Here is a 25,602-nt window from a genome sequence, read left to right as displayed (position 1 = left end):
CCGGACCAGTCTTCCCCTGCTTCTTGGAGACCGTCGGGAACGGCCCAGATAACAACAACTCACACACTTTCGTCGAACCGGACTTCGCGGGGGTCCGGTTCGGCGGTGCGGTGCGGGGATGGTTCGCAGTGGGACGGTTCGGGCAGCGGACGGTTCCGGCGGCAGGTTGGTTCGGGGTACGTGGTGGTTGAGGCAGTGGGGTGGTTGAGGCAGCGGGGCGGCCAAGGCGGTGGGTTGTTCAAGGCAGCGAGACGGTTCGGCGAGCACAGCGGTTCGGTGAGCGCGGTTCGGTGAGCGGGATGGCCTGGCAGCGGGGGAAGAGCCGGGCAGCGGGAGGGGCGGGGCGACGGATCAGGACGGGGAGGCGAAGTTCTGCGTCCACCACGAGCCGCCGGTACCGAGCTTCACCCCGACGCCGAGCTGGGTGAAGGAGCAGTTGAGGATGTTGGCACGGTGGCCGGGGCTGTGCATCCAGGCGTCCATCACCGCCGCGGGGTCCTTCTGGCCCATGGCGATGTTCTCGCCCCAGCTGCTCCACCGGTACCCGGCCGCGGTGATCCGGCTGTCCGCGTGGGCGCCCTCCGGGCTCGCGTGCTCGAAGTAGTGCCGGGCGGCCATGTCGTCGCTGTGGCCCTGGGCGGCGGTCTGGAGCTTGGCGTCGACCGTGACCGCGGGGCAACCGTTCTGTGAGCGCTGCTCGTTGACCAGATCGGCGACCTGCTGGGCGTACTGCGCGGCGGTGCCGGTGGCCATGCCCCCGGGCTGCGAGGGCACGGCGGCACTGGAGCGGGGGGCCGCGGGCGTACCGGACGGCCGGGTGCTGGTGGGGGCGGAACCGGCCGACGGGGTGGACGTCGCATCCCGCGTGCCGGGCGTGCCCGCGGCGGGCGACTCGCTCGCGGCCGACGGCGAGCCCGACGCGCCGGGCGGTGTGGCCGACGGGGTCGGCTCGGCGGTGGCCGAGGACGAGGCGGAGTCGGACGGGGAGGCGGAGGCGGACGCCGGCGCGGCGGAGAGGTTCGACGACGGCGAGCCGGTGGCCGGGGCGGGCTGGTCCAGGGCGCCCATCGGCCCGTACTCGGCGCGGAGCGCGACGGGCTGCGTCGCTCCGGCGTCGTCACCCCCGGACACCGAGGCCGCGTACCAGCCGGTGGCCGCACCAACGACCGCCGTCCCGGCCATGGCGACCACCAGCACCGGGTTGACCCGGCGCCGCCTGCGCCGCCGGCGGCCCGTGCTGGAGATGCTGCCGCCGGCGCGACGGTGGGCCGCACGGCCGGTCGGTGGCGCGGTCACCGGGAGCACGGTCGTCTCGGCATCGCTGTGCATGAGGAAACCCTTCCTGTTCACGGGCCGCTGTTGTCCGGCCGCCACACAGGAGATCCGGGGCGGGCGTGGGGATAACAGAAATCCTCGGAACGAGTGCGAAGGAGTGCTGCGGAACCGGCCGAACGGGATGCCCGCGGCAGTCCGAGGGCTCATCCTGGACGGAGCCCACCGTCACCGGACAGGAGGCCACCGTGTTGCTCCAGCAGCTCGCCCTGACCTCACGCGCCGTGGCCGTCGAGCCCGGCCGCAAGGCCAAGACCACGCTGCTGGCGGAGTGTCTGCGCGCCCTGGGGCCGGAGGAGGTACCGGCCGCCGTGGCGCTGCTGTCCGGGGAGTCGCAGCGGCTGCGGATCGGGGTGGGGCCGGCCGCGCTGCGCGCGTTGCCCGCGCCGGCACCGCAGCCCGCGCTGGGTGTGCGGGAAACCGAGGAGGTGCTGGTGCGGGTCGCCGCCGTGCACGGCGCCGGCTCACAGGCCGAACGCCGCCGGCTGCTGGACGGGCTGTTCGGCCGGGCGACCGCGCCGGAGCAGGAGTTCCTGCGGGCGGTGCTGGTCGGCGAGCTGCGCCAGGGCGCGCTGGACGCGGTGATGGCCGAGGCCGTCGCACAGGCCGCCGAGGTGCCGGTGGCGGCCGTCCGGCGGGCACTGATGTTCCGTGGCTCGGCCCGTGTGGTGGCCGAGGCGGCACTGAGCGGCGGCGCGCCGGCGCTGAGCGCCTTCGGCCTGGAGGTGGGCCGCCCGGTCCGGCCGATGCTGGCCGCCTCGGCGCCGGACGTGGCCACCGCGTTGGAGCGGATCGGCGCCGGCACACCGGCGGCGCTGGAGTGGAAGCTGGACGGCATCCGGGTCCAGGTCCACCGGGACGGCGACCGGGTCGGGGTGTTCACCCGCAGCCTGGACGACATCACCGCACGGGTACCCGAGGTGGTCGAGGCCGCCCGCTCGCTGCCGCTGCGATCGGCCGTACTGGACGGGGAGGCGATCGCGCTGGGCCCGGACGGGCGCCCACGGCCGTTCCAGGTGACCGCCGCACGTACCGCCTCCCGCCAGGCCCCGGAGCGGCTGCGGGCCGAGGTACCGCTGCGGGCCTTCTTCTTCGACCTGCTGCACCGGGACGGCGAGGATCTGGTCGACCTGCCGGCCTCCCGGCGCTGGACGGCGCTGGAGCGGGCCGTACCGGCCGGCCTGCGGGTGCCCCGGACCGAGACCTGCGACCTGGCCGCGGCCCAGGAGTTCTTCCGGGCGACGCTGGCGCACGGGCACGAGGGTGTGATGGTCAAGGACCCGGCTGCCCGCTACGCCGCCGGGCGACGCGGGGCCGGCTGGATCAAGGTCAAGCCCCGGCACACCCTCGATCTGGTGGTACTCGCGGCGGAGTGGGGCAGCGGGCGCCGACGCGGCTACCTCAGCAATCTGCACCTGGGGGCGAGGGGCGGCGGCGGGAGCGGACTGGGGCCCTGGGTGATGCTCGGCAAGACCTTCAAGGGGCTGACGGACGAGCTGCTGGCCTGGCAGACCGACCAGTTGCTGGCCCGCGAGGTCGAGCGGGACGCGTACACGGTTCGAGTACGGCCGGAACTCGTCGTCGAGATCGCCTTCGACGGCCTCCAGCGCAGCCCGCGCTACCCCGCCGGGCTGACCCTGCGCTTCGCCCGGGTGCTGCGCTACCGGGAGGACAAGGGGCCCGGAGAGGCCGACACCGTCGCCACCGTACGGGAGTTGGCGGCGGCGGAGGGCCTGTGAGCAGCGCACCCGGGTGAGCGGGGCGCGCGACGGCGGGGCGCGACCAGCGCGGGCTCGGCACAGCCGGCGCAAGGCCCTGCGCCGGCCCACCCGCAGGTCCGCACGAGCCTGCACCAGCCCGCACGGGCCTTCACGGGACTTCGCGAGCCTTCACGGGCCTGCCGTACGGCTCGAATCGGCCAATCTGGCAGGGACCGGCGCATCACCCTTCGTATGCGACACAGCCCCGGGTTAGGTTGAGTCCACGGCGGGCCGATCGACCCGCCGTCGCGCCACGGAGGAGTTCCGGCATGCAGGTGACCATCGATCAGGACCGCTGTTGCAGCTCGGGCCAGTGCGTCCTGACCGCGCCCGAGGTCTTCGACCAGAGCGACGAGGACGGCCTGGTGAGGCTGCGTCAGGTCAGCCCCTCCCCCACCCGGTTCGCCGACGTCCGGCTCGCCGCCGCGCTCTGCCCCGGCGGCGCCATCTCCGTCGTGGAGCCCCCGCGCGGCACCGGCGCCGCCGCCGACTGAGCGCCGCACCCCGGAAGGAGACCTCATCTTGACGACCGTACCCACCGCCCCCGCCCTCCTCCTCCCCGCAAGCCACGGCGGCTGCCCGTTCGACCCGCCCCCGCCGTACCAGGCCGCACGCCGGGAGCACACCATCACCCGGGCGCTACTCCTGGACGGCTCGCAGTGCTGGCTGGTGACCGGACATCACGAGGTCCGGGCCATCCTCGCCGACCAGCGCTTCAGCGCCGACGCGAGCAACCCGGGCTTCCCCTTCCTCACGCCCGGACGACGCGAGGTGGCCACCGCCAACCCCAGCTTCATCCGGATGGACGACCCCGAGCACGCCCGGCTGCGGCGGATGGTCACCAAGGACTTCCTGGTGAAGCGGGTGGAGGCGCTGCGCCCCGACATCCAGCGGATCGTGGACGAGACCATCGACCGGATGACCGGACGACCCGGGCCCGCGGACCTGGTGACGGAGTTCGCCCTGCCCGTCCCGTCCCTCGTCATCTGCCTGCTGCTCGGCGTGCCGTACGAGGACCACGAGCTGTTCCAGGCCCAGAGCCGCATCCTGCTCGACAACCGGGTCACCGAGGCCGAGGTCGCGGCCGCGCAGGAGAGCCTGATCAGCTACCTGACCGAGCTCGCCGAACACAAGCGCCGGCACCCCGAGGAGGACATCCTCAGCCGGCTCGCCGCCCGGGACGACCTGACCCTGCGGGAGGGGGCGGTGATGGGTCTGCTACTGCTGGTCGCCGGGCACGAGACCACCGCCAACATGACGGCGCTCTCCACTGCGGCCCTGCTGCGCCGGCCGGAGCAGGCGGCGCTGCTGCGGGCCGATCCCCAGCTGGCGCGGGGCGCGGTGGAGGAGCTGCTGCGCTACCTGACCATCGTCCACTCGGGCCTGCCCCGGGTGGCCACCGAGGACGTCGAGATCGCGGGCACCCCGCTCCGGGCCGGGGACGGGGTGATCTGCATGCTCTCCACCGCCAACCGGGACGAGGACGTGTTCGGCCCGGCCGAGGAACTGGACCTGCGGCGCGACGCCCGGCGGCATCTGGCCTTCGGCTTCGGCGTCCACCAGTGCCTCGGCCAGCCCTTGGCGCGCGCCGAGCTGCAGATCGCCCTGGAGACCCTGTTCCGCCGACTGCCCGGGCTGCGCCTGGCCGTGCCGGAGGAGGAGCTGGTGTACCGAGCCGACACGATCGTCTACGGGATGGAGTCGCTGCCGGTCGCCTGGTGACTCCGGTGACTTCATCGAGGCGGGTGACTTCGTCGAGCCGGTGACTCCGGTGGCCGCGTCGGGCGGGACCGGCCCCCGCCCGACCGGCTTCCCGTCTGCGATGGCCGTGGCGGCGGGCCGGAGGCACGCTGGAGGGGAGACGCGACGGCGCCGGCCCGGCGACGCGCCCGGAACGGTGGCGCGCCGAGGCCGGCCGAGGAGACGGAGCCACGATGTCGGACATCAGCGCACGGTCGCAGGTGAGCGGCGAGCAGGACGAGGACGTCCGGGCGGCCGACCCTGAGGAGGGCATCACCTCGATGCAGAACCTGCACGCGCAGGACACCTCGCAGGCCGAGGGCGACACCTTCGAGGACGCGGAGACCCCGGTCTGACCCGGACCGGGCCCCACCGACCCGTCGGGCGGCGAACGCGGCGAACGGCGGCGGCAGACGGCGGCGGCGAACTGCCGGCGCCGCGGTCGCTGCTGCCCGCGTCGGGCCGCACCCGGGCACCTCACCACCCGACGTCGTACTCCGGCACCGCCTCTTCGTCCGGTGGTGTCTCCTGGGGCAGGCTTGCTCCCGGGGAGTCCAACTCCCCGGGCGGCCCCCGGCTCCCCTCGCGCTTCCCCCTACCCTCCGGACGCCCGACCGGGCGCTCCACAGCTCCACGGCCGGAACGGACGGTGACGCTTCGTGAACACCTGGGCGACCTGGACCACGCAGGGAATCATCAGCGGCCCCGGCGGTGTGACCACCGTCGAGGTCGGCCCCATCTCCGGGGATCTCACCGTGCACACCACCTGGGTGGAGGGTGAGGCCCGGCTGACCGTGCAGTACAGCGGCGCGCTCGACTGGTACACGGTCGTCGGCAGTCCGGTGCCCGCGGCCGACGAGGCGACGGCGCGCTCCGTGCACCAGGCGATGGTGCAGGCCGTCAAGAGCGGGTACGGGGCGACCGCGCCACGGGAGTGAGGCCGGGGCGAGCCGCGAGCGAGCCCCACTCCTGAACGCGGGCGCCCCTGGTGGGCGCGGGCGTCACTGCGCTCCGGGCGGCCCAGGGGTGCCCGGGGCGGGCGCGGGCGGCGCGGGGGCCGCCGCCGTCCAGTACCCGGGGTCGAGCGGCACCCGGCGACGCAGGTCGCCACGGACCTCCCGGCCCAGCTTGGCGGTGTCCCGCCGGTTGACGGTGGCGCCGATGCCCGCGCCCACCAGCAGCGGCGTCAGGGAGGGCAGGCGGCGGAGCGTACTGCGGGTCAGCCGCTTGCGGACCTGCTGGCGGACCTCGGCACCGAGCGCCATCGCCGCCAGCCCGGCGGGCTTGACCAGCAGCGTCGCGTCGACGCCCCGGCGGTTGGCCCAGGCGGTGACGTAGGCGGACGCCCGCTGCGTGGTGCTGCCCAGGGCCGGAATGCCGTACACCTCGTGCAGCTCGGCGATCAGCTTGATCTCCACGGCCGCCACCGCGAGCGTCTCGGCGGCGATCTCCACCGGCATCGCGGGCGGCACCGGAAGCATCGCCGCCGCGCCGACCCCGGCGCCGAGCGTCCCGGAGGCCCGGCACGCACCGAGGACCAGCAGGTCGGCCAGTTGCTCCGGGTCGGCCGCCGCCGGGTGCTGGGCCCGCATGGTGGCCAGGTTACGGACCGGGATCCGGGGCGCGGCCTGGATCAACCGCTCGCTGAGGGCACGCCCGCCGAGCCCCGCCCCCTTCGCCGCCAGCCGGCCGCCCTGTGCGAGCAGCCCGGCCAGCGTGCCGACCAGGACGGCGCCGCGCCGACGGCCCGTCTCCTCCACCCGGGCCCGCTCCTGGGCCCGGTCCTTGGCCACGGGGAGCGTGTCCGCCGTGTCCGACTCCAGTCCCTCGACCAGCTCGGCCAGTTCGTCGGCGACGAGCTCGGGTGTCGCCTGCGCGTCCGCGGCCCGGCGGGGTCTTCTGAAGAATGCCATGGACTGCGCCTACCCGGGCAGCCGGGACGGCACGCCTGGATCGCCTCCGACGGGGCCCGACGGGGGACGGCGCCACCCGGTCGGCACACCGGGGGCGTGGCGGGCGGCCATCGGCCGGCGGGCCGCCGATCAGCCGGCCGGCGACCCGCTTCATGCGCCTCGGCGGGCGCCTCCCGCCGGAGCGGCGTGGCGGGGGCCGGGACGGCCCTGCCGGCCGCGCACGGCGGCCGGGCCGCGTCCGGTGCCGATCAGGAGCGCGGCGAGCAGCGGCGGGGTCGTCAGCAGCATCAGGGTCAGGACCATCGAGGTACCTCCGTGGATTCGGGCCTGGCTGCGAGTGTCGCCAGGAACCGCGCCGGGAAACCTTGATCCACACGGCCGGCCGAACAAGATCACCCAGGGGCGGGACCAGCCCGCCGCCGCCCGGCCGCAGGCCGTGGCGTCGCCGGGCCGGCGCCGAAGCCTCGCCGTACCGTCGCCGGGCGGCCCGGGACGCGACCCGGGCCGCGCGATCCGCCCGGCGAGCGGCAGAGGCCTCCGCCACGTAGGGGCTGCGCTGGGTCGACCCTCCTGATCGCAGGGTGAGCGCGCTCTGGGCCCCGACGCGTGACAGCTTCTCCGGGTTGCGGACGTAGTAGACGCCGGTGATGCGGGCGTCCTCGACCCGGATCGCCATGACGCCGTCGATCTCGCCGTCCAGGCGTACGACGAGTGGCGGGTTGCCGTTGACCACGGTGGGCTCGAAGGTGACCGTGACTGCGGCCTTGGCGGAGCCGCCGAGGTAGAAGCGGGCCACCTTCTCGGCGCCGATGACCGGCCGCAGCGCGGCCCGCTTGACGCCGCCGCCGTCGCCCATCAGGACCACCTCCGGGGCGAGCACGTCGAGGAGGGCCTGTAGGTCAGTGGTTTCGAGCGCGCGCTGGAACGCCTCCAGGGCCGCCCGGGTCGTGCTCGGGGAGACCGTCCGGCGGGGGCGGCGGGCGTCGACGTGCCGGCGTGCGCGGTGGGCGATCTGGCGGACTGCGGCGGGGCTCTTGTCGACGGCGGCCGCGATCTCGTCGTACCCGACATCGAAGACCTCGCGCAGCACGAAGACGGCGCGCTCGGTCGGCGACAGCGTTTCGAGGACGAGCATCATCGCCATCGACACACTCTCGGCGAGCTCGACGTCCTCGGCCACGTCCGGTGCGGTGAGCAGCGGCTCGGGCAGCCACTGGCCGACGTACGCCTCCTTGCGGCGCTTCATCGTGCGCAGCCGGTTGAGCGCCTGCCGGGTCGTGATCCGGACCAGGTAGGCGCGCTGCTCGCGCACCTGCCCCAGGTCGACCTTGACCCACCGCAGCCAGGTCTCCTGGAGGACGTCCTCGGCGTCGGCCGCCGATCCGAGCATCTCGTACGCGACGGTGAAGAGCAGGTTGCGGTGGGCGATGAACGTCTCGGTCGCCGGGTCGGTGGCGTGGTCGTTCATGTCTCGGTCCCTCTCCTTCGCGGCCGGCCCTGGTTGCCGACGGCTTTCAAACCTCGCCGCCCCGCGTCGGATGATTGGCCGCCATCACGCAGGCGTATCCGCCACCGATCACGACCACATCGGTGCTCTCGGCCATTGGTCTCCTCCGCTTCAAGGGGCTTCGGCCTTAAGAACCTGTTTTCAAGCCCCCTGGAACAGCGGGCTCGGTAGCCTGGTACCAGATGAGCCGTGGGCCATGTTGTTCCTGAACAACTTGAGAACGATCAAGCATCTGGCCCACCGCCCGACTTCGCCGGCTGTCCCGTCTCAAGTGATCTGGTCCGAGGCCATGACCGCGATCTGCGGCGACCAGATCATCTGAGACGAGCAGCGATCCGAGATCTCGAGCGATCTGGTCTGCGGTGTGTGGATTCCGCCCACCGCCTCAATCCACCTGGTCCGGGCGAGGCGGCTGGCACACTGCTCGGCATGAGCGACTGGTACGAGCAGTTAGAGCTGGGCAGTGACCTCGTTCGGATCTCGGAACCCCTCGTCAGCCCGCTGCTGTCAGCGAAACTGTGGTGGCTGCGCGGAACCGACCGCGACCTCGTCGTCGACGCCGGGCTTGGCGTCGTCGCCCTGCGCGGGGAGATCCCACGCATGTTCGAGCGCGACCCGCTGGTAGTCCTCACCCACGCGCACCTGGACCACGTCGGCGGGGCCCACGAGTTTCGTGAGCGGGCCGCTCACCCGGCCGACGCCGCGATCCTGGCCGCGGGTGTCCCGGCCAGTCTGTACGGCGCCGAGCTCTACGAGAAGCTCGGCATCAATGCCGAAGGAGAGCCCGTCCCGGACCTGCTGATCAAGGACCTGCCGTATCCCGAGTACGACCCGCGGACGTATCGCGTCGAAGCGGTGACACTGAGTCGCCAGCTAGATGACGGGGACCAGATCGACCTGGGCGACCGCACACTGACTGTCCTTCACCTTCCCGGCCACTCCCCGGGAAGCATCGCCCTGCTGGAGGAGCGTACCGGGGTGCTGTTCTCCGGCGATGTGGTGTACGACGGCTACCTGATCGACGACCTCCCGGACTCCGATGTGCCCGCCTACCGGCGCAGCATGGAAAGCCTCGCGCAGCTGGACGTGTCCGTCGTCCATCCGGGCCACGGACGCAGCTTCGACCAGACGCGGCTTCGCGAGCTGGCCCATGCCTATCTACACAAAGCGGGCGCCGAACAGGCAGGTGGTGCCTGCGGCTGACAACTCTCAGCAGCCAAGCCGGAGTCTCAGCTGACGTTGCCCCTCAAGGTGCAATTCGATGCGGTTGTCTCATTTGAAGTTGTCGGCCAGTCGGTTCGAGCGCCCGAGTGCCGAGGAACGCACGCACCGTTGTGGCGAACCCGGCGGGATCGGTCTCGTGAACGGTGTGTCCGGTCGCGAGTTCGACGAGCTGGGTGTTGGGGCGGCGGGCTGCCATCGCCTTGGCGTGGTGTTCGGTGAGCGTGTCGCTTCGGGTGCCGTGGATGAGCAGGGCGGGGCAGTCGGTGGCGAGCCAATCGTCCCAGTGGTTGCCGTTGACCTGGCCAACTGAGGTGACCATGTCCTGTGGGCGGAAGGCCAGGCCCCAGCCGTCGGGGTATTCGCGGATGGCGTCGGTCAGATAGCGGGCGGAATCCCCGAGTTGTTCGACCAAGGCCGTACGGGTGAGTGCCCGGTGCGGCCACGCCAGGCAGAAGGACAGGTCGTCGTCGATCTCGGCGCCGATGTCCTCGATGACGAGCGCGCTGACCAGGCGTGGGTGGCGCGCGGCGAGCTGGTAGGCGTTGACGCCGCCGAGGGAGTGGCCGAGCACCACCGCCTGGCTCAGGCCGAGGTGAGCGATGAGCGCGGCAGCGTCGTGGATATAGCTTTCCCGGGAGAAATCCGATTCCCTGTCGGAGAAGCCGTGTCCGCGCTGATCGGGGGCCACGACTCGCCAGTCGGGACCCAGTGCCCGCGCCAGCTTGGCGAAGTTGCGGCCCTCGTTGAAGTGGCCGTGCAGCGCGAGCAGGGGGCGCCCCGGGCCGCCGTAGTCGAGGTAGGACAGGCGGCGCCCGTCCATGGTCATGGCAGCTCGCACCGGTTCGGGCTGGGATGTCGACATCATGAAGGTCAGCCTGCCACCCGGACGATGCCACATGGTGCCCGTGGTCCGCAGAGCCGACGCTCTCAGACGTGTTCCGCTGCCAACCTGGGGCGGTGCAGGGGGCCTGACCTTCGTTGTCCCACTTCCTGTTGCCGCTCACCGCCGCGGGCGACAACGAGAAGTGAGACAGCGGCAACGCCACGCGAGGACGGGACACGTGCCCCGGAAGCTCACCTGTCTCATGCGTCCCAGGGGTTCCGTTCGCCGAACGGTCACCGTGAACCTTCGGCGAACGCTTCCGCAAACTTCTCGTTTCGGACACCCATGGGTTGACCTGCGACTTTGGGGTTCAGAAACAGGTAGTCAAGACACCGCTCGATCGATCGCCGTGACACCCTGTGAGGCAGATCACTCCGCCGGCTCGGCAGTCGGAGCCGATGCTCCGGGGAGCCGCCACCGGGGGGCGGACAACCCCCGGGGTCTGCGTCCGCGGGCGGGCGGTGCCGGGCACCCGCGGCGGCCGGGGTCAGAGATCAGGAGTCCGGGGCCGTGTATCGGTAGAGTCTGGACGCGCCGGCGGCCAGTCCGGAGTTCTGTCGCCCCGGGGCCACCCCGGGGTCCACGGTGGGGGATGCACCGCAATGCGAACCGAACACCCGTCGCTTCCCGGGTACGAGCTCGTCGAGGTACTCGGACAGGGCGGCTTCGCGACCGTGTACCGGGCCCGGCAGTTGGCGGTGGGCCGCGAGGTCGCGGTCAAGGTCGACAGCCGGCTGCTGTCCGGCGCGCGCGACCGGCAGCGGTTCATGCGGGAGGTGACGGCCGCCGGGCAGCTGTCCGGACACCCGCACGTGGTGGCGCTGCACGACGCCGGGGTCCTGCCCGACGGCCGTCCGTTCATGGTGCTGGAGCTGTGCCCGAACGGCTCGCTCGCCGACCGGCTGCGCAGCGGCGGGCCGCTGCCCGTCGTGGAGGCGCGCAACGTCGGGGTCAGGATCGCCGACGCCCTGGCCGCCGCCCACGCCGCCGGGGTGCTGCACCGGGACGTCAAGCCCGGCAACATCATGGTCAACCGGTACGGCAACGTCGCGCTGGCGGACTTCGGTCTGGCCGCCATGCCGCGGCCCGGCCACGAACTCTCCGCCACCCGCGAGGCGCTGACGCCCGCCTACGCCCCGCCGGAGGCGTTCCGGCTGGCCGACCCCACGGCGGCCGGGGACGTCTACTCCCTGGCCGCCTCCGTGTACGCGCTGCTCTCCGGCCGGCCACCGCACTACCCCGAGCAGGGGGACATCAGCCTCGCCGAGCTGATCGTGCGCCACGGCGCGCCCATCCCCGACCTGCCGGGCGTGCCGCCGGCGCTGACGGCCGTACTGCGGCACGCCATGGCCGCCGACCCGGCCGAGCGCCTGCCGGACGCCGCCTCGCTGCGGGACGCGCTGGAGGCTGTCGAGCTGCACACCGTCCTGCTGGCCGGCCCGGTGCCGGGTGCGGCCGGTGCGCTCCCGGCGCAGGGCAGGGCGGCCACGGTGCCCGTACAGCGCACGGGGGCCAAGGAAGCCGCGGGTTCGGCCACCACGGAGGCCGGGCCGGCCCGCGTACGCACGAGGGGCCGGCGGCGGGCGCTGCTGGTGGCTCCCTTGGTCGCCCTGGCGGTGGCCGGCCTCGGCCTGGGCGGGTACCTGGCACTGGACGGCGGCGCACCGGACAGCAACGCGGGTGGCCGACCGGCCGGCGGCGCCGCGCCGACGTCCGCGTCGGCCGGCGGGTCGGCGGCGGCGGCGGGGGCGGCGGGGGCCTCCGCCTCGGGCGCGCCGGCCGGCTCCGCTCCGACGACGGCCGGGCAGAGCCCGCTCGCGGGCGCCGGGTTCCCGGTGCAGGTGGTCACCGACTGCGCGGCCGGCCGTGTGGTGGCGGCCGGCGCGGCCTGCCCCGCGGCCGCCGAGTGCTGGGGCGGGATGGTCACGATCGCCGGCTCGGTCCGGATGAACGCGGCGGACTGCACCGTCAAGCACTACTGGGAGACCTTCGCCATCGCACCGCTGCCCGCTGACGGCATGACCGACAACCAGCAGGAGCTGGAGAAGCACCCGCTGGTCCGCAAGCTCTGCTCGCCGGACACGCTGGCCGCCTCCCTGATCGGCGCGGCGCGCTCGATCCCGGTGGACCGCTGGACGATCGACGTGCTGCCGCCGTCGGAGACGCAGTTCGCCCAGGGCCTGCGGGTGTTCCGCTGTGTGGCCACCACGACCGGCGAGGAGATGACCGGCACCAGCTTCCGGCCGAGGAACTGAGGCCGGAAGCCGGTGGTGCGGAAGCCCGTGGTCCGGGAGCCGGTGGGTGCGGAAGCCCGGGAGGTTCCGGGAAGCGACGGCCGGCGGCGTCAGTCGCCGATCTCCACGCCGCGCCAGAACGCGACGTGGCCTCGGATGTGCGCCGCCTCGGGCGCGGGGTCCGGGTAGAACCAGGCGGCGTCCGGGTTGGTCAGGCCGTTCACCTGGAGTGTGTAGTAGCCGGCGGTGCCCTTCCAGGGGCACTCGGTCGTGGTGCCGGACGGGAGCAGATGCTCCACGCGGACCGATTCGATCGGGAAGTAGTGGTTGCCCTCGACGATCGTGGTGGCGTCACTCTCGGCGACGACCGTGCCCTGCCAGCGCGCTGTTGTCATGGCGTGAGTGTGCCGTACGGGGGCCCGCCCCGGCGACGGATCACCGGGGCGGGTTCGGGTACGGGCCTGGGCGCGCGGTCGACCGGCCGCGCGGCGGGCAGGACGCCGCCCGGTCAGGGCAGCGGTTCGGCGTGCACCGGGTAGTGCGGTGACTGGTGACCGCCGCTGGCCAGGATCCGGACCTCACCGGCGTCGCTGATCTCGGCCCGGACGATCCCGGAGGCGTCCTCGTACACCGGATGCCCGCCTGGGCCGATGGCGCTGGTCCAGCTCACGATGACCACGTCCTGCGGCGCCTGAGTGCCCGGGGTTCCCGGGAACGTGAGCGCGTAGCGCTTCTCGGAACTCATCAGCCACCTCCTTCGCTCCCAGACAAGGACACCACGGGTCGACGCACCCCGCTCGCCCCGCGCGCCCCGCTCGGCCCCGGGCGGTCCGGTCCGGCGAGGTCCCTGCCGGCGGTCCCTGCTAGGCGGCGGGCTGCCTGGCGCGGTGGGCACCGCGTACCTCCAGCTCGGCGAGCAGGGTGGCGGTCGCCTCGGCCACCGCCTCCACCGCCCGGTCGAAGGCCTCCCGGTTGTGGGCGGCCGGCGCCCGGAACCCCGAGACCTTGCGGACGTACTGCAGCGCGGCCGCGTGGATGTCCTCGTCCCCGACGTCGGGGGTGACGGGCGGCCTCAATGTCTTGATACTCCGGCACATGGCCCCAGTCTCCCCCCGCGCCCGGCCCGGTGGCCAGCACCCCCGGGGGCCGGCCGGGCGCGCCTCGGTATTAGGATTCCGGGAGAACAAATCCGCCGCGCGCCGTCGCGCACCCGCCGCGCAGCCGGCGTGGATGCTCCGGTGGAGCCCTCCCGCGAACCAGCCACCACCGGCCCGACGACCGTGCCGGCCCCGCGCCCGCGCGCCCTGCCCGGGCACCACCTCGGAGTCCTCCCATGCCCCTGGCGCTTCTCGCGCTGGCCGTCACCGCCTTCGCCATCGGCACCACCGAGTTCGCCGCGATGGGGCTGCTCCCCCAGGTGGCGGGGGACCTGCACGTGTCCATCCCGCAGGCGGGCTGGCTGATCTCCGCGTACGCGGTCGGCGTGGTGATCGGCGCACCGCTGCTCACCGTCGCGGCGGCCCGGATGCCCCGCAAGGCCGTGCTGGTCGCGCTGGCCGCCCTGTTCACGGCCGGCAACCTGCTCTGCGCCCTCGCGCCGGACTTCTGGCTGCTCGCGGTCGCCAGGCTGATCACCGGGCTGCCACACGGGGCGTTCTTCGGCGCGGGCGCGGTGGCGGCCGCCGAGCTGGCGCCGCCGCACCTGCGGGCCCGGGCGGTGGCCGTGATGTTCTCCGGGCTCACCCTGGCGAACGTGGTCGGCGTACCCGCCGCCACCCTGCTCGGCCAGCACCTGGGCTGGCGCGCCACCATGCTGGTCGTGGTGGCCATCGGTGCGCTCGGCACAGCCGCCATCGCCCGGCTGGTGCCGCCACTGCCCTCCCCCGCCGCGGCCGGCCTGCGGCACGAGCTGTCGGCCTTCCGCAGCGGGCAGCTGTGGCTGGCACTGGCCACCGTGGTGTTCGGCTGCGGCGGCTTCTTCGCCTGCTACAGCTACATCACCCCGCTGCTCACCGAGGTCTCCGGTTACGCACCCGGGTCGGTGACGCTGGTGCTCGCGCTCTTCGGCATCGGGATGACCATCGGCAACGTGGTCGGCGGGTACGCGGCGGACCGTGCGCTGCGGCCCACCGTGTGCGCGTCGTTCCTGCTGCTGGCACTGGCCCTGGCCGGGTTCGCCTGGACGGCCCGGGCCGGGTGGTCGGCGGCGCTGACCGTGGTGCTGATCGGCATGTTCGGCTTCGCCATCGTGCCGGCCGTACAGACGCTGGTGCTGCAGAAGGCCCGCCGCGCGCCGACCCTGGCCTCGGCGACCGTCCAGGGGGCCTTCAACCTCGCCAACGCGCAGGGCGCGTACTTCGGTGGGCTGGCCCTGGACGCCGGCCTGGGCTGGACGGCGCCGACGCTGGTGGGCTCGGTGCTGGCCGGGATCGGCGCGCTGATCGCGGTGCTGGCCTGGGCCGCCGACCGGCGGCCGCCGCCACCCGGCGGCCCGGACCTGCCCGCCGCCACCGGGGCCGCGGCCGCGCACGCCCGACCGCCTGCCTGACTGGCCGGGCCGCGGGTTCGGCCCTTGCGGGTCGCCTGCTCAGCGGGGCGGCAGCGGTACGAGGTCGCGGTGGGCGCCGGCGAGCAGCCGGTAGCCCTCGCCGTTGGCCTTGACCCCGGACCGCTCCTCCCCGGTGAGCTCGCGCCTGACCTTCGCCGGCACGCCGGCCACCAGCGAACCGGCCGGCACCACCATGCCCTGCGGCACCACGGCGCCGGCCGCGACCAGCGACCCGGCACCGATCCGGGCACCGTTGAGCACCGTCGCCCCCATGCCGACCAGCACGTCGTCCTCGACGGTGCAGCCGTGCAGCACGGCGTTGTGGCCCACCGAGATCCGCTCACCCAGCACCAGCGGGAAGCCGAGGTCGGCATGCAGCGTGCAGTTGTCCTGGATGTTGCTGCCCGCACCGACCGTGATCGCCTCGGCGTCGCCCCGCAGCACCGCGCCGTACCAGATGCTCGCCCCGGCGGCCACCCGCACCGAGCCCAGCACCACCGCGTTGGGCGCGACGAAGGCCGTCGGGTCGACCTCGGGCACCCGGCCCGCGACTGCGGCGATCAGCGGCTCTGCCATCTCTCGTCCTCCTACCGTCGGCCGGCGCACGGAGGCGGCGCCGGTGCGGCCATGGTCGCACCGGCCGCCGGTCCCCCGAGCGCCGGGGCGGCGACGCGGGCCGGCGGACCGATCGCCCATGAGAACGTCCCGGACAGGCCTCGCGCTCCGGACCACGGAAGTGGTCCGGAAGCCGCTGCCCTGCCCCGGGTGTCACGAGGCGCCTGCCTCCTCAACGGAGATTACGGCACCGGTGTTTGACGTAGCGTCAGTGGACGGGATCCGCAGGGCACCGGGGCGTTCGCCGCCGAGGGTGGGGGCCCGAGCCGTCAACGGGTGGCGAGGAGGCCGTCCACGAGGGCCCGGAGGCCGTCCAGGTAGGTGTTCTCGGCGGTCAGCGCGGCCCAGCGGTCCGAGACCTGCGCCAGGCGGGGCAGCTCGTCCGCGTCGAGCTCGGAGAACACCTGCTCCCGGTACGTCGCACGGTCGCCGTCCGCGCGCCGCCGGATCGCCGCCGCCCGGACCAGCATCTCGCCGGCGGTGTAATACCAGATCGCGCGGTACCCGTGCACCGCCCGCTCCGGGGTCAGGCCGCACTCGGTCAGGCCGTCGACGATCTGCTCGACGAACCACAGCGCGGCCGTGGACATCAGGTCGTCGGCGGTCAGCACCTCCACGATCCAGGGGCAGCCGGCGAGCGCCCCGTGGATCGCAGCGGCGGACACGACGATCCGCTCACGCGGGTCGGCGGGCAGTTCGGGCCGGCGCAGCGTCTGCGTGGCGTAGTCGTCCAGCAGCAGGACCAGCAGCTCTTCCTTGTTGCGCACGTGGTGATAGAGCGCCATCGGCGTGCTGCCGATCTCGCCGGCGAGGCGTCGCATGGTCAGCCGGTCCACGCCTTCCTCCGTCACGATCCGGCGGGCCGTTGCGACGACCTGCTCAAGGGAGATACGGGAAGGTCGGCCCGGGGCTCTGCGTGGTGCGGACGGCTGCGGCATGCGCCCATCATCCCCCAGGGGTCGACAGCGGCGATCCCCTGGCGCTAGTTTTCTTACATGTACAGAAATCTGGGGCGCGCGGTGCGGCCACCGATGCCGCATCCCTCGCCGGCGGCTACGCGCCGGGTCGTCACCATCACCTCGTACTCCCCCACATCGGCAGAGAACCGACCGGAAGGAACACCGCCATGACACCCACCACCGTCGACCTGTTCGCCTCCGCCCTGCACTTCCACCCCGACGGCGACGTCCGAGCCGCCGAACGGCAGATGACCAGCAGCGCATCGGGCGCCTGGCAGATCGGGGCCTTCCATGTGGAGACCGACGCCGACGTCCACGCCGACCACTGGGAGATGCATCCGCAGGCCGAGGAGGCGGTGTGCTGCCTGACCGGCGGCGTGCGCCTGTACCTGCGCCCCACGGACGCCGGCGGCGCCGAGGAGATGGTGCGGCTGCCGGCGGGCACCGCGGTGATCGTCCCCCGGGGCCGCTGGCACCGCCTGGAGCTGGACGGCCCCAGCGACCTGATGTCGGTCACCCTTCGCCACGGCACCCGCCTCGAACGGCGCGCCGACACCCGCTGACCAGCTGGTGACCCGGCAGCACCGCTGCCGGGTCACCAGCGGCCGCGCCGTCACACCCCCGAGTCACCTGGGCAGTTGGCCGGGTGCGAGCAGGCTGTGGTGGGCGGGCGCGCTGTCGGCGGTGGCGCCACAGGCGGCGGTGTCGACCAGGGTGCCCATGGTGCGGTCCGCGGCATCCGGGTCGGAGAGGTCGTACGGGTTGTAGGAGAGCGCGAGCTGGCGGTGCGCCGCCGCGTCGCCGGCCACCACCGTGCCGTAGCCGGGGATGCCGCCGGTGTGGCCCCAGAGCTCGCCACAGGAGGTCCGGTACCGGATCAGGCCGAGCCCGTAGGCGTAGCCCGGTCCGGCCTCGACGGTCCGCTTCATCTCGGCGAGCTCGGCCGGGCGCAGCAGCCGGCCACCGAGCAGGGCCGCGTTGAAGCGGGTGAGGTCGGCGGTGGTGGAGATCCCGGCGCCGGCCGACCCGCCCATCGAGGGGTTGAGCAGGGTGGCGTCGGCCGGGCCGTCCGGCAGCTTGAAGTAGCCGTGGGCGTGCGGCCCGGGGACGAAGGGCGAGTTGACGGGCATGGAGGTGGACTTCAGGCCCAGCGGGCGGATGATCCTGCGCTCGACCTCCTCGGCCCAGCTGCGGCCCGTGGTCCGCTGGATCAGCATGCCGGCGAGGATGTAGTTGGTGTTGGAGTAGTGCCAGCCCTGGCCGGGCGCGAAGTACGGGGCATGGCCGGTGGCGAGCGTCACCAGCTGCTGCGGCCGGTACGCCGTCCAACGGCCGGACTTCAGCCAGTCGCGCACGGCGCTCTCGTCGTCCAGGGCGAAGCTCGGGTCCTCGGTGTAGTTGAAGAGGCCGCTGGTGTGGTTCAGCAGCTGGCGGACGGTGATCGCACCACCGTTGGGGACGACGCCGGGCAGGTGGCGCTCGATCGGGTCGTCCAGCGCGAGCCTGTGCTCGGCGACGAGCTGGAGCACCACGGTCGCGACGAAGGTCTTGGTGACGCTGCCGATCCGGAACCGGCCGTCGGCGCTCGCCGGGGCGCCGGAGGCCAGGTCGGCGGCGCCGGCCGCGTCCCGCCACAGCACTCGGCCGTCCTGGCGGACCTGGGCCAGCGCCGCGGAGGAACCGCCCTGCTCGACGATGGCGCGCAGCGCCTGGTTCAGTGCGGCGGAGTCGGCGCCGGCGGACGCGTCGACGGCGGAGTCGGCATCTACGGGGTCGGCGCCGGCGGGGTCGGTGCCGGTGCCCGTGGAGGCCTGGGCGGCCACCCGGTACTCGCGCGGTGGCGCCACGGCGGCGCCGGCCTCCGGTACGACCGCACCGAACAGGCCCAGGCCTGCCAGCACGGTGACCGCAGCACGCCCGACAGGCCGACGCAGCCTGGATCGTGTCCTGACTCCGGCAGCGGTGTCCCTGGTCATCGCATCCCTCCCGTCCCGGCCGGAGCGCCTCCGGCTGCTGCCACCCTGTCAGCGCGGAGCCGGTGCGGGCGTCCCCCTCAGGTCCGGGGTGTGTCCGCCGAAGGTGCCGGTCGGACCTCCCCCGGAGGGTGGGCAACACCCCTGAGACTCGGCAGGGTTCTGGCCGGATCGCACCCGCGGCCGTCCGGAATCCACCACCCGGTGGGATGGCCGGGGCTGCTGAGGCTGATGAGGCTGCTGGGATCCGGTCGGAGCAGGGCCGGGTACGGTCACCGGCCCCGCGGATGCCCGATCAGGCCAGCGGAGCCTTGTCCCGCAGCAGTTCGACGAAGGCGCGGATCCACGCCGAGTGGTCGGGCCAGGCGCGGGCCGAGACGACCATGCCGTCCACCACCGCCTCACCGTCCACGTACTCGGCGCCGGCGGCCGCGACATCGGGCTCCAGCGCGGGGTAGGCGGCGGTGCGCCGGCCGGCCAGGACGCCCGCCGCCGCGCTGATCTGCGGGCCGTGGCAGATCTGCGCGACCGGCTTGTCGGCTTCGAAGAAGTGCTTGACGATCCGCTGCAGTTCGGCGTTGTTGCGCAGGTACTCGGGCGCGCGCCCGCCGGGGATCACCAGGGCCACGTAGGCGGCCGGGTCGACCTCGTCGAAGGCGAGGTCCGCCGGCCACGTGTACCCGGGCTTCTCGGTGTAGGTGTCGAAACCCTCCACGAAGTCGTGGACGACGAACTGCAACCGCTTACGGGACGGCGCCGCGATGTCGACCTGGTACCCCTCCTCCCGCAACCGCTGGTACGGGTAGAACACCTCCAACGACTCCGCCGCGTCACCGGTGACAAGCAGGATCTTCGATGCCATCGCCCAGCATCCCTTCGTGATCAGGTGTCAACTTCGGGCCGGATGCGGGCCCGATGGGCCGGCCCCGCGGCCGGCACCAACCTCCCGCACCTCGGCAGCGGATGGCAACAGGGCGCACCGTCCCGCTCACGGTGCGTCGGGATGGCGAAGGCCGGTGCACGGAGTCCTGGGCCGCCTGCCCGCCGCGGGTCGCTACGATCTGCGCGCGGTCGCCCGGGTGTCGGACGTCCTGACGACCTGACGCGGCCTCGGGTCCCGGCGGAGGCCGTCGCTCGTTCGGGTGAGAGCCGGGCCGGGCGGCGGTGGGAGCGGACAGACTGGGCCTATGACTGACCACACTCCGGGATGGCTCCCGCCGGAGGAGTACGTCCGGACGATCGCCAACGCGACGACGTACGGCTGCCTCTACCTCACCGACCGCGACGGCAGGCCCCTGGGCCTGCGCTCGCACATCGACCCGGACCTGTGGCAGTGGCCCGACTGGGCCTGACCCGATCGTGGAGAGAAGGGGAATCCTCGTCGTGCCCGAACCTGACGATGAATCGCTGGCCGACTGGTACGCCGCCCGGCAGCGGCGGCGCCGCCCGGCCGGGACCCGGGACGCACTCACCCTCGCGCCGGGCCCTCGCCGCGCGGCGCACCTGTTCCAGGACACCCCGCGCCTGGTGATGGAGTGGGACGGCCACTGCTGGCAGCCCGTGGCCGTGGCCGCCAGCTATGCCGACGCGTACCCGCTGATCGTCCGCCGCGACGGTGAGCCGATCGCCCCGCAGGAGGACACCCCCGTACCGCTGCTGCGGAAGGGCCCCGGCCGCCACCGCAAGCCCTGACCGCACACAGCGGCGCCCCCTCCCGACGACCTCGGCGGACGGCCGCGTGGATGGCGTCGACTTCGGCCGGATCCGGGCCGATGGGACCAGCCGTGTGGCCGGGCCCGAGCTCCCGGACCCCGACGGCGGATGGCAACAGGGCGCACCCGCCCGTTCACAGTGCGTCGGCGAGCGGGCGCGCCGCTGAGTGGGTGGGCGCGCCCCGTAGGATCCGACCAGCGCCAGGCTCCACCCGGAAGGATCACCGCCCCAGATGACCGAGCAGCAACCCTCGTACCTCCTCGTGCCCGGCTACCAGAACTCGGGGCCCGAGCACTGGCAGAGCCACTGGGAGCGGGAGGATCCGGCCTTCCGGCGGCTGGAGCAGGCGGACTGGGACCGTCCTGACCAGGAGGACTGGGTCGCCAGGCTGGACGAGGCGGTCCGTGCGCACCGGGGGCCACTGGTGCTGGTCGCCCACAGTCTGGGCTGTGCCACCGTCGCGCGGTGGGCCGCCAGGACCCCGGCCGGGGCGGCAGGCCAGGTGGTGGGCGCGCTGCTGGTCGCCCCCGCCGACATCGACCACGCCGAGGTGCCGGAGCTGATCGCGTTCCGGCCGGTGGCGCTGGAGCCGCTGCCGTTCCCCAGCACCGTGGTGGCCAGCAGCAACGACCCCTGGGTGACGCTCGACCGGGCCCGGCTGTTCGCCGGGAGCTGGGGCTCGCGCTTCGTCGAGCTCGGCGCGTACGGGCACCTCAACAGCTACTCCGGGCTGGGCTCCTGGCCACGGGGGCGGGAGCTGCTCGCGGAGCTGCTCCCGGAGCCGACGCCGGCCGGCTGAGCCTGCCGGCGCGGGAGTGCCGGGACGCCAGGGACGCGGGGACGCCAGGGACGTCTGGGCTGTCTGGGCTGTCTGGGCCGTCGAGGGCGCGTTGTGGCGGGCGCCTGGCGCACCAGGCGCCCGCCGGGGGTCAGGCCGTGATGCCGCAGTACTGCTGCTGCTTGCCGATCGCGCGGTACATGCAGTCGGCGTTCTCCACCAGCCGCAGGACGGCCTCACGGTTGCGGCTGGTCTCCCGGCCGATCACCTCGTCCGGTGGGTAGAAGCCGCTGCTCCCGTTGGGGCCGGGGTACATCTCGAAGGTGTACGCGAAGGTGCGGAAGGTGCCCCACAGCCAGTCGTCGATCGACCCGTCGGTGATGTACAGGTCGCTGGACTGCTCCGGGGTGTAGTTGTTGGTGCTCGCCATGGTGCGGCCGAAGGTGGCGAAGGTGTTGTAGTCGTCGGCCGTCATGCCGGTGGTGGTGGTCGCGTCGGTCCAGCCGAACGGCCAGAGCACCAGCTGGCTGTAGGTGTGGAAGTCGATCGCCGCGGTGATCTGCTGCTTGCCGCCGACCACCCGGCCGCGGACGAAGTCCGCGACCACCCTCGCCTCTTTGGCGGACTCCGGCGCGCCGCCCCGGTAGGTCTCGCTGTAGGTGGAGCCGGAGGAGCCGCCGCAGCAGCCCCACTTGTAGTCCCAGTTGCGGTTGAGGTCGGTACCGACGTAGCTGCTGCCGGAGTTGGGCTGGCGGTCCTTGCGCCAGCTGCGGTAGCGGCCGGTGGCGATGTCGTACTCGCCGCCGTCCGGGTTGAGGTCGGGGATCACCCAGATCTCGCGGCTGTTGACGGCGTTCGCGATGCGGCTGTCGGTGGCGTACTTGTCGCCGAACTCGTGCAGCAGGTAGAGCGCCATCTCGACGGTGAGGTGCTCGCGGGCGTGCTGGTGGGCGGTGAAGAGCACTTCGGGTTCGGCCTCGTCGGTGCCGACGTTGTCACTGATCTTGATCGCGACGATGTTCCGGCCCTCGTACGAGGTGCCGATCACCCGCTTGCTCATGATGGCGGGGTGGGCGGCGACCACCGCATCGATGTCGGCGGCGGCCTCCGCGTAGTTGTGGTAGCCGGAGTCGGCCGGCGGGAAGTCGCGCAGCCCGTCGCCCGCGGCGGCGGCCTCGCGGTCGGTCGACTGTTCGGACGGCTGAGCCGGCGGTTGCTCGGACGGCTGAGCGGGCAGGCGGTCGGCCTGCCAGCCCAGGGCCCGCAGCCGGGCGGCCTCGGCGGCGGTCGCGGTGACGACCACCGAGTCCTCGCGCACCGCGTCGATCGAGACGCCGGTGGCGGCGATCGCGGTGCGCTCGGCGACGGTGCGGGGGCCGTCGACCAGGTACTGGGCGGCCGCCTCGGCGGCGGCCACGGCCTCGGGCACCGGGCGGGCGCCGGCCTGGGTGGTGAGCGGGGATGCGAGTGCGAGGGCCAGCAACGCGGCGGTGATCGCGGCCGGCTTCCCTCGGCGGGGCAGTCGCATGACTGTCCTCCTGTGGGGGGTCCGTAGGGGACGGAGGGGAGGAACTGCGGCGCGCGCCAGTCCGATGGTGACGCCATGTCATGCTTTCGTCAAGATGTCAACTCGGCCGAATCCGCGAGGACTTGCGGACCGGCGTGCGACGCGACCACTCCCGGGGCCGGCCACCGCGCCCTGGACGGGCGGGCGAGCCGAGCGAGCCGTGACTTTCCGCGCAGTTCGCCGCCCCGACACCCGCAGGCCCGGGAGGCCCCGTAGGGTGCGATCGGGCTTGACTGACCTCGAACAGGCCACCCCACGGGATTGACTGGAGCGAAGATGACGAATGGTCCGGAGCGCACCGCTGGTACGGCCCGGGCGGCCGGCGAGGAGGGCGGCGACCTGCCCTCGGCCTCGCGCCGCTCGTTCCTGCGCGCCGCCGGCGCGATCGGCCTCGGCACCGCCGCGGCGGTCGGCTTCTCGGCGACCGAGGCGGCCGCCGGGACCGCCGGGACCGCCGCCGCACCCGCCGCCGAGAACCCCCGGAACGCCCCGACCGCGGAGGACGCCGCCGCGGCCGAGGCCCCCGAAGCCGCCGACAGCGCCGGGGCCGCCGCGCGCGGCACCCGCCCGCCGGTACGCACCGGCACCGGCCTGGACCGGCTGCCCCACCCCCTGGTGATCGCCCACCGCGGCGCCAGCGGCTACCGCCCCGAGCACACCCTCGGCTCCTACGAACTCGCCCTGGAACTCGGCGCGGACGTGATCGAGCAGGACCTCGTCCCGACCAGGGACGGGCAGCTGGTCGTCCGGCACGAGAACAACATCGCCGAGACCACGGACGTCGCCGACCACCCCGAGTTCGCCTCCCGCCGCACCACCAGGACCATCGACGGCCAGAGCCTGACCGGCTGGTTCACCGAGGACTTCACCCTCGCCGAACTGCGCACCCTGCGCGCCAAGGAGCGGCTGCCGCAGCAGCGCCAGCGCAACACCCTGTACGACGGGCGGTGGCCGATCCCGACCTTCCGGGAGGTGGCCGAGTTCGCCGAGCGCCGCTCCCGCTCGCTCGGCCGGCCCGTCTGGCTGTACGTCGAGACCAAGCACCCGAGCTACTTCCGCTCCATCGGGCTGCCGCTGGAGGAGCGCCTGGCCGCCGAACTGCGCCGCGCCGGGCTGGAGGGCAAGCGGGGCCGGGCCATCCTGCAGTCCTTCGAGCCGAGCAGCCTCCAGCGGCTCGCCAAGCTGGTGGGGAACCCCCGCGTGCAGCTGCTCGGCGCGGCCGACACCCAGCCGTACGACTTCGTCCTCGCCGGGGACAAGCGCACGGTGGCCGACCTGGTGACCCCGGCCGGGCTGCAGTGGATCGCCTCCTTCGCCCACGGGATCGGCCCCACCACCCAGTTGATCGCCCCCGTGGACGCGGCCGGCAAGGTGCAGCCGAGCACCTCGCTGGTGCCGGACGCGCACCGGGCCAACCTGGTGCTGCACCCGTACACCGTGCGGAACGAGAACGGGTTCCTGCCCGCGGACTTCCGGCGCGGCACCGATCCGGCCGCGTACGGCGACGCCATCGGCTGGGCCCGGTACCTGTACGAGCAGGGTGTGGACGGCTTCTTCACCGACCAGAGCGACACCACCGTGCTGGCCCGCTCCGACTTCTGGGCGGCCCACGGCGTGAACTGAAGCCGCACCGACCCGGGCGGGACGCGGGGGCGAGGGCGCGGCACCCGGGGCGGGACGGGCGGCGCAACGCCACGCCCGCCCCGAACCCGGCGTGCTTGACGGGTGGTCAGCCCTTGTTGCGCCGCTTCTTGCGCAGGGCCAGCACGGACACCACGATCACCACCAGCAACAGTGCGCCCGGCGCACGCCCGCGCGAGGCCGCCGAGTCCTGCTCCGACTCGGCGGTCCCGGGCGTCGCGCTCGCGCTCGCACCGGCTGCCGTGCCCGCAGCCGCCCCCGCGCCGACGCCCGAACCGGTCGAGCCGGACGCGGCGGGCGTCGGCGCGGCCGACGGCCTCACCGTGTCCGGGAGTTGGTCGTCCTCCAGTGGCGCGCGCCAGACCACGCTGTCCTTGCCCTCGCTGCCGTACAGCAGCGACCGCCCGTCCGGCGCGAACGTCACCGACTCGCCCTGGCGCTGGAACGGCGGGCTCAGGGACGTCATCAGCGTCGGGGCGTCGTCCCGCCAGCGGTAGAGGCTCGCGGAGAAGTAGCCGCGCAGAACCAGCCGGGTGCCGTCCGGCGAGAACGCCCCGTCCGTCACCCAGGGCACCTCGGCGATCCGGCGGAAGGTGTTCACGCCGGACTCGGAGAGTGTCTCGGGGCCGCGGTAGAGGCCACCGCCGCCCTGCCGCTTGCTGGCGATGTAGGCCCGCCCGGTGACCGGATGCACCATCAGGGCCTCGGCGTCGCGCGGCCCGTCCTCGTAGCGCACCCGGTAGCGGACCACGTCGACGCTCTGGTCCCGCAGGTCCTTGGGCTCGGCAAAGCGGTAGATCCACACCTCCGGCCAGGTCCCGTCCAGGTTGTCCCCGGTGTCGGCGACGTAGAGCTGCCCGCCGGGCCCCGTCGAGATCGCCTCCACGTCACGCGGCTTGACCCCGCGCAGGGTGACGGTCGCCACCGTCCGGCCCTTGGCATCCACCGCGTAGACGTACGGGCCGTCATCGCTGTCGTTGTGCGTCCAGTACACGCCCGGGTGCACCGTGCTGGCGGCCAGGCCGCTGGACTCGGTGATCCGCGGGTCGGCGATGGTGAACTCCCGCTGCGGAGCGTCCGCCGCCGCAGCCGGCACCGCCGTACCCAGGACGACCGCGCAGGCGGCCGCCAGTACCGGCACCGCCGCCCGCCCAGGCCTGCTCCGCCACCGATCCTTCGACACCGACCCACTCACCCGCCGATCATCGCACGCCG

Annotated in this window: 27 protein-coding genes and 1 pseudogene; 14 read left to right on the top strand and 14 right to left on the bottom strand. The window is 73.6% G+C overall.

Annotation, left to right across the window (positions count from 1 at the left end):
- Nucleotides 1-351 precede the first annotated feature (351 nt).
- A complete protein-coding gene (locus ACIBH3_RS21395; RefSeq protein ID WP_396313610.1) occupies nt 352-1,329 on the bottom strand; it encodes a CAP domain-containing protein in 978 nt (325 codons plus the stop codon).
- A 191-nt stretch (nt 1,330-1,520) separates the two neighbouring features.
- Here ACIBH3_RS21395 and ACIBH3_RS21390 point away from each other — a divergent pair, with 191 nt between their 5' ends.
- The 5 genes from ACIBH3_RS21390 to ACIBH3_RS21370 all read left to right on the top strand — a co-directional run bounded on the left by ACIBH3_RS21390 (nt 1,521) and on the right by ACIBH3_RS21370 (nt 5,770).
- Complete coding sequence (locus ACIBH3_RS21390) at nt 1,521-3,071, top strand: ATP-dependent DNA ligase (protein WP_396313609.1); 1,551 nt, start codon at nt 1,521-1,523, stop codon at nt 3,069-3,071.
- A gap of 290 nt (nt 3,072-3,361) precedes the next feature.
- Nucleotides 3,362-3,586: a ferredoxin gene (locus ACIBH3_RS21385; protein WP_396313608.1), complete on the top strand. Its 225-nt coding sequence runs from the start codon at nt 3,362-3,364 to the stop codon at nt 3,584-3,586.
- A 25-nt stretch (nt 3,587-3,611) separates the two neighbouring features.
- Nucleotides 3,612-4,814, top strand: a complete 1,203-nt coding sequence (locus ACIBH3_RS21380; protein WP_396313703.1) for a cytochrome P450 — start codon at nt 3,612-3,614, stop codon at nt 4,812-4,814.
- A gap of 212 nt (nt 4,815-5,026) precedes the next feature.
- On the top strand, nt 5,027-5,188 hold the full coding sequence (locus ACIBH3_RS21375) for a hypothetical protein (RefSeq protein ID WP_396313607.1): 162 nt from the start codon (nt 5,027-5,029) through the stop codon (nt 5,186-5,188).
- A gap of 303 nt (nt 5,189-5,491) precedes the next feature.
- The gene (locus ACIBH3_RS21370) at nt 5,492-5,770 is read left to right on the top strand and encodes a hypothetical protein (protein WP_396313606.1); all 279 of its coding nucleotides are present in this window, start codon (nt 5,492-5,494) and stop codon (nt 5,768-5,770) included.
- A gap of 63 nt (nt 5,771-5,833) precedes the next feature.
- Here the strand turns inward: ACIBH3_RS21370 and ACIBH3_RS21365 are convergent, their stop codons facing one another.
- The 3 genes and pseudogenes from ACIBH3_RS21365 to ACIBH3_RS21355 all read right to left on the bottom strand — a co-directional run.
- Nucleotides 5,834-6,745, bottom strand: coding sequence for a hypothetical protein (locus tag ACIBH3_RS21365; RefSeq protein WP_396313605.1), 912 nt, complete (start codon nt 6,743-6,745; stop codon nt 5,834-5,836).
- A gap of 150 nt (nt 6,746-6,895) precedes the next feature.
- The gene (locus ACIBH3_RS21360) at nt 6,896-7,048 is read right to left on the bottom strand and encodes a hypothetical protein (RefSeq protein WP_396313709.1); all 153 of its coding nucleotides are present in this window, start codon (nt 7,046-7,048) and stop codon (nt 6,896-6,898) included.
- Between the two features lie 271 nt (nt 7,049-7,319).
- A pseudogene (locus ACIBH3_RS21355) lies at nt 7,320-8,213 on the bottom strand (RNA polymerase sigma-70 factor); the annotation flags it as partial.
- A gap of 235 nt (nt 8,214-8,448) precedes the next feature.
- Between ACIBH3_RS21355 and ACIBH3_RS21350 the strand changes: the two are divergent.
- Nucleotides 8,449-8,574, top strand: a complete 126-nt coding sequence (locus tag ACIBH3_RS21350; RefSeq protein ID WP_396313604.1) for a hypothetical protein — start codon at nt 8,449-8,451, stop codon at nt 8,572-8,574.
- A gap of 107 nt (nt 8,575-8,681) precedes the next feature.
- Entirely contained in the window at nt 8,682-9,455 is a 774-nt protein-coding gene (locus ACIBH3_RS21345; RefSeq protein ID WP_396313603.1) for an MBL fold metallo-hydrolase, read from the top strand.
- Nucleotides 9,456-9,498: 43 nt separating this feature from the next.
- On the opposite strand, the gene ACIBH3_RS21340 is transcribed toward ACIBH3_RS21345, so the two are convergent.
- Nucleotides 9,499-10,341 (bottom strand): alpha/beta fold hydrolase, encoded by an 843-nt coding sequence (locus tag ACIBH3_RS21340; RefSeq protein ID WP_396313602.1) that lies wholly within the window; start codon nt 10,339-10,341, stop codon nt 9,499-9,501.
- Nucleotides 10,342-10,961: 620 nt separating this feature from the next.
- On the opposite strand from ACIBH3_RS21340, the gene ACIBH3_RS21335 reads away from it, so the two are divergent.
- On the top strand, nt 10,962-12,614 hold the full coding sequence (locus tag ACIBH3_RS21335) for a serine/threonine-protein kinase (protein WP_396313601.1): 1,653 nt from the start codon (nt 10,962-10,964) through the stop codon (nt 12,612-12,614).
- 89 nt (nt 12,615-12,703) lie between these two features.
- On the opposite strand, the gene ACIBH3_RS21330 is transcribed toward ACIBH3_RS21335, so the two are convergent.
- The 3 genes from ACIBH3_RS21330 to ACIBH3_RS21320 form a co-directional block, all read right to left on the bottom strand.
- The gene (locus ACIBH3_RS21330) at nt 12,704-12,988 is read right to left on the bottom strand and encodes a DUF427 domain-containing protein (RefSeq protein WP_396313600.1); all 285 of its coding nucleotides are present in this window, start codon (nt 12,986-12,988) and stop codon (nt 12,704-12,706) included.
- Between the two features lie 113 nt (nt 12,989-13,101).
- Nucleotides 13,102-13,338 (bottom strand): DUF6296 family protein, encoded by a 237-nt coding sequence (locus ACIBH3_RS21325; RefSeq protein ID WP_396313599.1) that lies wholly within the window; start codon nt 13,336-13,338, stop codon nt 13,102-13,104.
- Between the two features lie 118 nt (nt 13,339-13,456).
- Nucleotides 13,457-13,690, bottom strand: a complete 234-nt coding sequence (locus tag ACIBH3_RS21320; RefSeq protein WP_396313598.1) for a DUF2277 domain-containing protein — start codon at nt 13,688-13,690, stop codon at nt 13,457-13,459.
- A gap of 236 nt (nt 13,691-13,926) precedes the next feature.
- Here ACIBH3_RS21320 and ACIBH3_RS21315 point away from each other — a divergent pair, with 236 nt between their 5' ends.
- Entirely contained in the window at nt 13,927-15,141 is a 1,215-nt protein-coding gene (locus tag ACIBH3_RS21315) for an MFS transporter (protein WP_396313597.1), read from the top strand.
- A gap of 39 nt (nt 15,142-15,180) precedes the next feature.
- On the opposite strand, the gene ACIBH3_RS21310 is transcribed toward ACIBH3_RS21315, so the two are convergent.
- Both ACIBH3_RS21310 and ACIBH3_RS21305 read right to left on the bottom strand, forming a co-directional pair.
- A complete protein-coding gene (locus tag ACIBH3_RS21310; protein WP_396313596.1) occupies nt 15,181-15,717 on the bottom strand; it encodes a gamma carbonic anhydrase family protein in 537 nt (178 codons plus the stop codon).
- A 308-nt stretch (nt 15,718-16,025) separates the two neighbouring features.
- Nucleotides 16,026-16,694: a TetR/AcrR family transcriptional regulator gene (locus ACIBH3_RS21305; RefSeq protein ID WP_396313595.1), complete on the bottom strand. Its 669-nt coding sequence runs from the start codon at nt 16,692-16,694 to the stop codon at nt 16,026-16,028.
- Between the two features lie 188 nt (nt 16,695-16,882).
- Between ACIBH3_RS21305 and ACIBH3_RS21300 the strand changes: the two genes are divergently transcribed.
- Nucleotides 16,883-17,278, top strand: a complete 396-nt coding sequence (locus tag ACIBH3_RS21300; RefSeq protein ID WP_396313594.1) for a cupin domain-containing protein — start codon at nt 16,883-16,885, stop codon at nt 17,276-17,278.
- A 63-nt stretch (nt 17,279-17,341) separates the two neighbouring features.
- On the opposite strand, the gene ACIBH3_RS21295 is transcribed toward ACIBH3_RS21300, so the two are convergent.
- Together ACIBH3_RS21295 and ACIBH3_RS21290 are read right to left on the bottom strand one after the other, a co-directional pair.
- Nucleotides 17,342-18,691: a serine hydrolase domain-containing protein gene (locus ACIBH3_RS21295; RefSeq protein ID WP_396313593.1), complete on the bottom strand. Its 1,350-nt coding sequence runs from the start codon at nt 18,689-18,691 to the stop codon at nt 17,342-17,344.
- A gap of 292 nt (nt 18,692-18,983) precedes the next feature.
- Nucleotides 18,984-19,550 carry a DJ-1/PfpI family protein gene (locus ACIBH3_RS21290; protein ID WP_396313592.1) on the bottom strand — a complete coding sequence of 189 codons (567 nt, stop codon included), beginning with the start codon at nt 19,548-19,550 and terminating at the stop codon, nt 18,984-18,986.
- Between the two features lie 325 nt (nt 19,551-19,875).
- Between ACIBH3_RS21290 and ACIBH3_RS21285 the strand changes: the two genes are divergently transcribed.
- The 3 genes from ACIBH3_RS21285 to ACIBH3_RS21275 all read left to right on the top strand — a co-directional run bounded on the left by ACIBH3_RS21285 (nt 19,876) and on the right by ACIBH3_RS21275 (nt 21,200).
- Nucleotides 19,876-20,040 (top strand): hypothetical protein, encoded by a 165-nt coding sequence (locus tag ACIBH3_RS21285; protein ID WP_396313591.1) that lies wholly within the window; start codon nt 19,876-19,878, stop codon nt 20,038-20,040.
- Between the two features lie 31 nt (nt 20,041-20,071).
- Nucleotides 20,072-20,380, top strand: coding sequence for a DUF6087 family protein (locus tag ACIBH3_RS21280; protein WP_396313590.1), 309 nt, complete (start codon nt 20,072-20,074; stop codon nt 20,378-20,380).
- A gap of 253 nt (nt 20,381-20,633) precedes the next feature.
- Nucleotides 20,634-21,200 (top strand): RBBP9/YdeN family alpha/beta hydrolase, encoded by a 567-nt coding sequence (locus tag ACIBH3_RS21275; RefSeq protein WP_396313589.1) that lies wholly within the window; start codon nt 20,634-20,636, stop codon nt 21,198-21,200.
- A 130-nt stretch (nt 21,201-21,330) separates the two neighbouring features.
- Here the strand turns inward: ACIBH3_RS21275 and ACIBH3_RS21270 are convergent, their stop codons facing one another.
- Nucleotides 21,331-22,707, bottom strand: coding sequence for a M14 family metallopeptidase (locus ACIBH3_RS21270; protein WP_396313588.1), 1,377 nt, complete (start codon nt 22,705-22,707; stop codon nt 21,331-21,333).
- 315 nt (nt 22,708-23,022) lie between these two features.
- On the opposite strand from ACIBH3_RS21270, the gene ACIBH3_RS21265 reads away from it, so the two are divergent.
- Nucleotides 23,023-24,369 (top strand): glycerophosphodiester phosphodiesterase, encoded by a 1,347-nt coding sequence (locus ACIBH3_RS21265; protein WP_396313587.1) that lies wholly within the window; start codon nt 23,023-23,025, stop codon nt 24,367-24,369.
- Between the two features lie 106 nt (nt 24,370-24,475).
- Here the strand turns inward: ACIBH3_RS21265 and ACIBH3_RS21260 are convergent, their stop codons facing one another.
- Entirely contained in the window at nt 24,476-25,570 is a 1,095-nt protein-coding gene (locus ACIBH3_RS21260) for a hypothetical protein (RefSeq protein ID WP_396313586.1), read from the bottom strand.
- Between the last annotated feature and the right edge of the window lie 32 nt (nt 25,571-25,602).

The organism is Kitasatospora sp. NPDC050543 (assembly GCF_044457565.1).
Taxonomy (GTDB): Bacteria; Actinomycetota; Actinomycetes; order Streptomycetales; family Streptomycetaceae; genus Kitasatospora.
This window is presented reverse-complemented; position numbering and strand designations above follow the sequence as displayed.

Coding starts and splice junctions, on each gene's coding strand:
- ACIBH3_RS21395 (WP_396313610.1), bottom strand. CDS start 1,329: ATGCACAGCGATGCCGAGACGACCGTGCTCCCGGTGACCGCGCCACCG.
- ACIBH3_RS21385 (WP_396313608.1), top strand. CDS start 3,362: ATGCAGGTGACCATCGATCAGGACCGCTGTTGCAGCTCGGGCCAGTGC.
- ACIBH3_RS21375 (WP_396313607.1), top strand. CDS start 5,027: ATGTCGGACATCAGCGCACGGTCGCAGGTGAGCGGCGAGCAGGACGAG.
- ACIBH3_RS21365 (WP_396313605.1), bottom strand. CDS start 6,745: ATGGCATTCTTCAGAAGACCCCGCCGGGCCGCGGACGCGCAGGCGACA.
- ACIBH3_RS21360 (WP_396313709.1), bottom strand. CDS start 7,048: ATGGTCCTGACCCTGATGCTGCTGACGACCCCGCCGCTGCTCGCCGCG.
- ACIBH3_RS21350 (WP_396313604.1), top strand. CDS start 8,449: ATGTTGTTCCTGAACAACTTGAGAACGATCAAGCATCTGGCCCACCGC.
- ACIBH3_RS21345 (WP_396313603.1), top strand. CDS start 8,682: ATGAGCGACTGGTACGAGCAGTTAGAGCTGGGCAGTGACCTCGTTCGG.
- ACIBH3_RS21340 (WP_396313602.1), bottom strand. CDS start 10,341: ATGATGTCGACATCCCAGCCCGAACCGGTGCGAGCTGCCATGACCATG.
- ACIBH3_RS21335 (WP_396313601.1), top strand. CDS start 10,962: ATGCGAACCGAACACCCGTCGCTTCCCGGGTACGAGCTCGTCGAGGTA.
- ACIBH3_RS21330 (WP_396313600.1), bottom strand. CDS start 12,988: ATGACAACAGCGCGCTGGCAGGGCACGGTCGTCGCCGAGAGTGACGCC.
- ACIBH3_RS21325 (WP_396313599.1), bottom strand. CDS start 13,338: ATGAGTTCCGAGAAGCGCTACGCGCTCACGTTCCCGGGAACCCCGGGC.
- ACIBH3_RS21320 (WP_396313598.1), bottom strand. CDS start 13,690: ATGTGCCGGAGTATCAAGACATTGAGGCCGCCCGTCACCCCCGACGTC.
- ACIBH3_RS21315 (WP_396313597.1), top strand. CDS start 13,927: ATGCCCCTGGCGCTTCTCGCGCTGGCCGTCACCGCCTTCGCCATCGGC.
- ACIBH3_RS21310 (WP_396313596.1), bottom strand. CDS start 15,717: ATGGCAGAGCCGCTGATCGCCGCAGTCGCGGGCCGGGTGCCCGAGGTC.
- ACIBH3_RS21305 (WP_396313595.1), bottom strand. CDS start 16,694: ATGCCGCAGCCGTCCGCACCACGCAGAGCCCCGGGCCGACCTTCCCGT.
- ACIBH3_RS21300 (WP_396313594.1), top strand. CDS start 16,883: ATGACACCCACCACCGTCGACCTGTTCGCCTCCGCCCTGCACTTCCAC.
- ACIBH3_RS21295 (WP_396313593.1), bottom strand. CDS start 18,691: ATGACCAGGGACACCGCTGCCGGAGTCAGGACACGATCCAGGCTGCGT.
- ACIBH3_RS21290 (WP_396313592.1), bottom strand. CDS start 19,550: ATGGCATCGAAGATCCTGCTTGTCACCGGTGACGCGGCGGAGTCGTTG.
- ACIBH3_RS21285 (WP_396313591.1), top strand. CDS start 19,876: ATGACTGACCACACTCCGGGATGGCTCCCGCCGGAGGAGTACGTCCGG.
- ACIBH3_RS21275 (WP_396313589.1), top strand. CDS start 20,634: ATGACCGAGCAGCAACCCTCGTACCTCCTCGTGCCCGGCTACCAGAAC.
- ACIBH3_RS21270 (WP_396313588.1), bottom strand. CDS start 22,707: ATGCGACTGCCCCGCCGAGGGAAGCCGGCCGCGATCACCGCCGCGTTG.
- ACIBH3_RS21265 (WP_396313587.1), top strand. CDS start 23,023: ATGACGAATGGTCCGGAGCGCACCGCTGGTACGGCCCGGGCGGCCGGC.